The sequence below is a fragment of the Kovacikia sp. CALU 1929 genome, from assembly GCF_056784235.1.
The window spans coordinates 177,803-185,141 of the sequence record NZ_JBXBCF010000097.1 but is presented as its reverse complement, the minus strand read 5'-3'; the positions used below and the strand labels follow the sequence as shown (position 1 = coordinate 185,141).

The 7,339-nt window shown below is 42.9% G+C and carries 5 protein-coding genes and 1 pseudogene; 5 read left to right on the top strand and 1 reads right to left on the bottom strand.

What is annotated here, in order from left to right:
* Positions 1–98: 98 nt before the first annotated feature.
* Positions 99–1,025 (bottom strand): GmrSD restriction endonuclease domain-containing protein, encoded by a 927-nt coding sequence (locus tag AC1S52_RS27555; RefSeq protein ID WP_482032246.1) that lies wholly within the window; start codon positions 1,023–1,025, stop codon positions 99–101.
* A 314-nt stretch (positions 1,026–1,339) separates the two neighbouring features.
* Between AC1S52_RS27555 and AC1S52_RS27550 the strand changes: the two genes are divergently transcribed.
* The 5 genes and pseudogenes from AC1S52_RS27550 to AC1S52_RS27530 form a co-directional block, all read left to right on the top strand.
* A complete protein-coding gene (locus tag AC1S52_RS27550) occupies positions 1,340–3,313 on the top strand; it encodes an AIPR family protein (protein WP_482032245.1) in 1,974 nt (657 codons plus the stop codon).
* A gap of 1,146 nt (positions 3,314–4,459) precedes the next feature.
* Positions 4,460–5,401, top strand: a complete 942-nt coding sequence (locus AC1S52_RS27545) for a LysR substrate-binding domain-containing protein (protein WP_482032244.1) — start codon at positions 4,460–4,462, stop codon at positions 5,399–5,401.
* Positions 5,401–5,766 (top strand): VOC family protein, encoded by a 366-nt coding sequence (locus AC1S52_RS27540; protein ID WP_482032243.1) that lies wholly within the window; start codon positions 5,401–5,403, stop codon positions 5,764–5,766. The genes AC1S52_RS27545 and AC1S52_RS27540 overlap by 1 nt, the downstream gene beginning before the upstream one ends.
* Positions 5,767–5,905: 139 nt before the next feature.
* Positions 5,906–6,457, top strand: coding sequence for a hypothetical protein (locus tag AC1S52_RS27535; RefSeq protein WP_482032242.1), 552 nt, complete (start codon positions 5,906–5,908; stop codon positions 6,455–6,457).
* Positions 6,458–6,840: 383 nt separating this feature from the next.
* Positions 6,841–7,263, top strand: a pseudogene (locus tag AC1S52_RS27530) (IS1 family transposase); the annotation flags it as partial.
* Between the last annotated feature and the right edge of the window lie 76 nt (positions 7,264–7,339).

Here is a 7,339-nt window from a genome sequence, read left to right as displayed (position 1 = left end):
GCTGCTAATTCTGCTGGCGTTGCTCTAAATCCCAGAAACCTGTTTGCCCCATTGCTGTTCTCGGATAGCCTAACTGCCGACATTTTAGCTGCTCATTCTCAAGTTGAGACACCCATTTTTCGATTTTTCGAGGTGCCCCTTTGTTTTTGAACGTCATATCTATGAAAGCAGTCTGCTCCTATAGTTTCGTTTAAGATATTGAAAGTAGCTTTAAATGCCTTGGCTTCCAGATCAAAGTTAAAATTGGGATTCCTCGCAATCTCTAGCATTTTATCTGTAACAAACTCATTGATGTCTTTCGCTCTCTTGACTTCTTCAGCATCAAGTGTCCTAAAGACTACAAATCGAAGTGCAAGATCCATATCGTATTGCTCTTCTTTGGCACGATCTGTTAAGACAATGCATTGTTCAAATCCTTCATCCTTAGATAGCTCAGATAACCAGGAAAACATCTTGCGATTTTCCATAATCAGAATGCAATTTCTCAACTCCTGATCCGAAAGCGGTGAACCCCCTGTATTCAATCTCTGAAACAATTCATATTTACTTTTTTCATCACTCTCTTTCAATATGATTTTGACATCTAACTTAGATCGCTTGATGAAAAGCTTCTGAGCCGCAGTGAAAGCGTTCTCAAGATCTTCCGGGTTATCCCATTTCTTATTTATGAGCGAGGGCAAATACTTTGTTTCTTCCAGAGTGAGAGGCTCAACTTTCTTCTCGTCTTCATCCAGAAGAATTCCCATAAACTGAAAAATAGTGGATAATCTTTGTAATCCATCTACAACATCCCAAACCCCATCCTTCCTTTGGGATACAAAAATAGGCGGGAGAGGAATTCCCAGCAGGATAGATTCTATTAACTTAGTCTTTTGTAGAGGAGACCAACGGTAAAAACGCTGAAACTCAGGATGTATGTCTATTTCTTTATCTTGGTAGAGGTTAGTCAACTCACCTATTGACATTGAGTAGCTATCAGACTTGACCTCAGTACTTCTTAAATCAATCTCATCTTGTAAGGTCATCTAAATATCCTCTTACCTTTGCCACATTTTGGAGTGAAACTGAATCAGTGATTGGGTTTCATTATAGAATATTTTCAATATGGTCGCGCAAACATCTCATGTCAGAAGGCTCTCACACCATATTAATTCAGATCGCGTGAGCCATCAGTCGAACAATGCGTTGGTGCGGACGGAGCGAATGTTGTCTGTAGGTATCATAGGCTACTAGCCGCCGCACAACTTCACCGTTAGGCAGACACCACCCACATTTTTCTATCCTTACATGAATAATATTGAGTAATACGTAGAAGTTAACGACCTTCCGACCTGAAGTTATGGCAAAGAATGATGTCATTCTCTTAGATGGACTAATAGATCAACGCCTAGCTGATGGCTATCCATCTTCTAGACGCGACGAAGTGTTTGAGTTTTTTGCCTTTGAACAAACTCTCAAGGATTTTGATCTTTCTTTCGATGAGATTGATTCTGGATGGGTTGATGGTCGTGATGATGGAGGCATAGATGGTTTCTTTATCTTTGTAAATGGAAATTTACTTCTAGATATAGAAGGGTTTTCTTTTCCAAAAAGGAATGCTGAAATTCTCGTTTATGTTATTACTTGCAAATCACATGAAACATTTCAGCAAGCACCGCTCAATGCTCTTCTTGCAAGTGTTCAGGAGCTGTTTGACTTAAGCTTGGATCGCAGTAATCTTCATGGGGTTTACTCTGATGAGTTACTGGATGCACGAGAACGTCTTTGTCAGGCATATCGAAAGCTTTCATCAGCCAACCCGACTTTTACAATACGATTTGCTTACGTTTCACGCGGTGATTCTAGTTCTGTTGCTGACAATATCCGAGCTAGAGCTGATCAGATCGTAGCTCTTACAGAAAATTTCTTTAGTGTATGTAAATCTAAATTTGACTTTTTAGGTTCTACAGAACTTATTGCACTTCATCGTCGTATTAAATCTTTTTCTATATCGCTTCGCTTTCTCGAAATTCTTTCTCTTGAGCAAGCAAGCTATGTTTTGTTGGCAAGAATAGAAGATTATTACGACTTCGTATCTGATGAAAATGGCAACATTCGTCGATACTTATTTGATTCTAATGTGCGCGACTATTTGGGATCAAATAGAGTAAATGAAGACATTATGGCATCTCTTTCAGATCAAACCGCTCCTGATTTTTGGTGGCTAAATAATGGTGTCACAATGCTGTCTAGCAATGCAAATGTGTCAGGAAAGGTGATCCACCTTGATGATATTCAAATTGTTAATGGACTTCAAACAACTGAGAGTATCTATAAGCATTTTCAAGCAAATAATTCCCAGTCATATAGCCGATCTTTACTAGTTAAAGTTCTAGTATCTTCTGATGCAACTGTTCGTGATCGTGTTATTCGTGCAACTAATAATCAAACTGCCGTTGAACTAGCTTCTTTACGTGCTACTGATAAAATTCAGCGCGATATTGAAGAAATTCTAGAAAGATATGGTTGGTTCTATGAACGTAGAAAAAATTACTACCGAAATATTGGAAAACCACCAGCTAAGTTTGTAACGCCCCTATATCTTGCGGGCGGCATGGTATCCCTTGTATTAAAAAATCCAGCTAAAGCGGCAGGTCTTCGAGCACGATTTATGCAGCGTGATGATACTTACTCGCAAGTCTTTTCAGATTCTATACCTTTGCAAACATGGGTTTCAATTGTTGAAATTCTTAAGCGGGTGGATGAAGGATTGGAAACAGTTCGTACAAATGAGGAACGATTTCTTTGGAAGTGGCGTAGCCTTGTAGCACTAATTGTCGTTGGTCGTCTGTTTAAAACATTTGTATTTACCTCAAAGCAGCTTATTCAACTAGATGTTGGTCGGATCGATCCTACTGCAATTAAAGAGGTTTGGTTACTCATCCAAAGTCAAAGAAGAGACAAGCCCAAAGCTAAAGATTACAAGAGTCCTAGTCTTGTTAAGCGTTGTATTCAAATCGCTTCAGATACCTATGATATTGCTCTACCTCAAGTGGTCGGGCAACGTACAATTCATGATAATTTTTCATCTAAACCTTTACCAGAGGACTTCTTAAATGCCGTGGACGCAATTCTTCCAGAACAACCTTGGAAACCTGGCATACATAATGAAATAGCCTCTCAACTTGATTGTCGCCCATTTAAGGTGAGTCAGGCTATTTCCCAGCTTGTAGATAGAGGCAGAAGATATCGTCAAAAAGATGGAGTGGTATATGGTCAAAATGGTGAAGTTTTGATAGTGGATACCAGTAGGGAAGAGCTTCCACCGATTTAGGATCATTATCAATCTCTGCCTAACAACCCTGCTGGAGCGGACTGTCGATAGATCCTGGTGGTGTTGCGAAGGTTGCTTGCAGCCGCTCAGCAGGAACGTTAGACATGATAGGAGGCATTAATGGGTCAGGGAGCTATTGAGTATCGTGGACGATTGATGGTGAATTGCCGTGAGTCGTAGTTAAGTAATATCGGAGAAACCCTAGAGAGAGTAGTTTCTAACTCTACATCTCAAAGCCTTGCTCGTTTATCAGAATATTGGAATAAAGAATTAGCCGAAATGCCAAATGGATGCTCTTTGTTGCACCTTGATGAGTATCTTGATAATCAGAAAGCAATTGATTCATTTGTCACTGCCCTTTATGAAGTGCAGGCGCAAATTAGTCATGACAAGCAAACCACTAAGCATTTGTTAGGGCAAATAATCCTTTTCGTTACCCAGGGTTATGAAGTGCTAGAGCCAAGCAGCAGCGTATGCCCAAACACGGTTAGCATTGAAGCGTAAGGGGCGACCAATTCCAATGAATGATGTATGGATTGCTGCTCAATGCCTAGAAAATGGTTGGATAATGATGGATGATACTGATTTTGATTGTGTGGATGGACTGATATTGGAACATTGGTAGCAAAATTAGGTATGTGTCTATGACAGCCAGCTAACACTGCGTTGGTGCAGACGGAACAGAGGTTATCAGTGGATGTTCAAGCTTATCTGCTGACGCTGATTTGAGCCGTTAGTTTGCAAATAGTCAGTTCCATTTTGGAACGCAAAGAATCCAGGCATATACACTGTAATGTCGAAAGCGCTGAATTATTGGAAATAAGCTGTAAATTCTAAGACTCACGCCATAGAAGAATTTCCGCCTTTTTTCTCTAAAATTCACTCTTCCCGAAGTTATTAAAGAGGGATACGCTAAGTTCTACTACTCTTTTGAAGCTAGAGGCGGAGATTTCTCACGGAAAAGTTTGATCATAAAAATTATAGGAAAATAGATTGATATAAAGCCTTTAGGATAGATAATTTTCTATATAGCATTTCTTTGCTTGGTGAAATACAGCTTATCCAGCAGATGTGAGCTTTCATGACTATTCATGTACTTCGCTGGCTTCAGAAACGCTATATTTCGGTTCCTAAAGGAGTCAGGGATTGAAAAACGCAACGCTCCACCAATTAAAAGTATTTGAAGCGGTTGCTCGTCACAGTAGTTTTACCCGCGCGGCTGAAGAGTTATTTTTGACTCAGCCGACCGTCTCCATGCAGGTCAAGCAATTGTCTAAAGCGGTGGGGCTGCCCTTGTTTGAGCAAGTCGGTAAGCGGCTCTATTTAACTGAAGCAGGGAAGGAGTTGTATACGACCTGTCGAGAAGTCTTTGAACGACTGTCCCGGTTTGAGATCTCGGTTGCTAATCTCAAAGGATTAAAGCAGGGAACTCTGCGGCTGGCAGTGGTAACTACGGCGAAGTATGTGATTCCCCGGCTTCTGGGTCCATTTTGTCAACGCTATCCCGGCATTGATGTTTCCCTGACGGTGGACAACCATGAACGTATTATCGATAGCCTGATAGACAATCGGGATGATCTCTTCATTTTGAGCCAGCCACCCGACGATTTAGACGTGGCTGTGCATCCCTTTCTGGAAAACCCTCTGGTAGTTCTGGCATCCCGCAACCACCCTCTGGCGCAGGAAAAAAATATTGCCCTTAAGCGCATCTCGGAAGAACCTTTTATCATGCGAGAACCGGGATCAGGTACTCGTAAATCTGTACAAAAATTGTTTGATGACCAGGGGCTGAGCCTGAATGTGAAGCTTGACCTGGGCAGCAATGAGGCAATCAAACAGGCGATCGCAGGGGGGCTGGGCATTTCCGTCCTCTCTCTACACACACTGGCGCTGGAAGGCACCAACAGTCCCCTCACCATCCTGGATGTAGAAAACTTTCCAATACAGCGTTACTGGTATGTCATTTACCCGGCTGGAAAACAGTTATCTATCATTACCCAGGCATTTTTTGACTATCTGCTGAACGAGGGAAAGATGGCTGCCGAACAAACTGCCTTTCAGGGAATTTTTAGTCAGAGAAGAACTTAATGCAAATCACCCGCTGCCTTCATGCTGCTATCCTCGTTTCTGATCTAGACCGGGCAGAACACTTTTATGGCAATGTTCTAGGGTTACCCAAAGTAGACCGGGTGCTGAAATTTCCAGGAGCCTGGTATGAGATCGCAGGTTTCCAAATCCACCTGATGGTTGCTGACTCGGGAGCGGGAACGCTGAACAACCTGGAAAAATGGGGACGCAATCGGCATGTTGCGTTTTCTGTCACAGATTTAGCTGCCACGAAGGAACATCTTTTGGCTCATGGCTGTCCAATTCAAATGAGCGCTTCTGGTCGAGCAGCCCTGTTCACCCAAGACCCGGATGGTAACGTGATTGAGTTGAACGAAGCGTCCTAGTCTGTCATAGCCCATAGCCATCTGTTTAGAATTGACAGATTCGGAGTACCTGCTGCTTGTTCTGGAGCGATCGCTGACTCAGTGGTTCCTGACGATCGAATTGAATTCATCAATAAACAGAACTTCTGGAGGAAAGAAGATGCAGCGCTCGACTCTGTTCGTGGCTTTGATTGCCTTGATGATGGCAGGTTGTCAGGGAAGTGTCACAACTCCTTATCAGTCCACTCTGCGGGGAAATCCCCTGGCGGCAGACAGTTCTCCCAATCAACCCCAGCCGGTAGAAAGTAGCGCTCCAGTCAACCGCAGTTCTAGCCCAACTCAACCCGTCATCGCTCTCCAAACCAGGCAAATTCAGCCAGCAGCGAGAGTGTTAGTGTGTGCGGTGACAACCACGGATGCATTAAACAAAGATCGTTCTAGGAAACCAGAACACTGCCGAATTTTTGAAGTGAAGACCGTTGCTCAGGCGATTAACTTTAAGTGCGATCAGGTTTATGCCGTGAGCAGTCTGTTCAAAGACGGTAACTACTCTTGTGAAATCAGCTACCTGAAGTGTTTGCCAGGAACTCCCTGCGAATTTACTGAATTTCCATGCAGCAACTCTGTTCTTAATTCTGACCAGAGTTGTAATGGGGTGAAACGAATTGCACTGGTAGAGTCTGTGCCTATCAAACAGACGGGCGATCGCTAATGCGATGCACTATCTTAAAACACAGCATTTTCCGTATTGATTAATTGGACTTTGGTAGTGTTGTAGAGGTGTGGATTTTACAAAGAGATAGTAGAATTTGCAAATGAGATCTTAAAGGTAGAAAAGATGCCAGTGGTGCTATAACCTGTATACTGTCCGAGTTGTGGTTGAATTCAGATCGTCAAACATGGAAAATTAGCCGCAGGCAAGTAGCGCTACAAGGGTTGCAACTCCAATTGCACACATCAAAGCTTTATTCCGAACTATACTTATCAAGGTTATTGACCAACGGTTAAGCAACCGATTAGTGATAGGACAGTCAATGGAAATGGCAGCGGTCACGTCGTGTGGGCGTAGCCTTTATCAACCATCAAACGGGACAAATTTTAGCTTATGTTCTAGCAGACCATAAAGATGATGCCTTCAATCAATTGCAGAATCTGCTTGAGCCGTTTGGCATCCAACATGACTATAGCGTTGGCGTAGCGTGCCGCAGGCTTAGGCTGGGGAGCCTATTTACAGCGGTTTTCAGACGAGTGCCACACAGCGAATGCCTGTGCATTCAGACAAAACGAAAGATTTATGTGGCATACACAAATGAAAATGGCTGTAAGACGTTTAGAGCCGTCCAAGCACACCGTTGGCAAACGGAACACTTAGGCGATCGAGCGCAAGCCCTTGACGTTGCGAACTCGCATTAAGCGACTGCCCGCGAAACGATTTGCTTTTCCAAGTCCGTCAGAATGCTCGACATTGGGTTGGGGTTATTCATGAATCGATTTGAGTTTGGAAACACTCTTCTTTAATATTTTCTTTATAGGCAGCGGTTTCTAGTTTGCTAAAGTACACCCGCCACCGATATCCGCTACCCCTCCCCGTTCC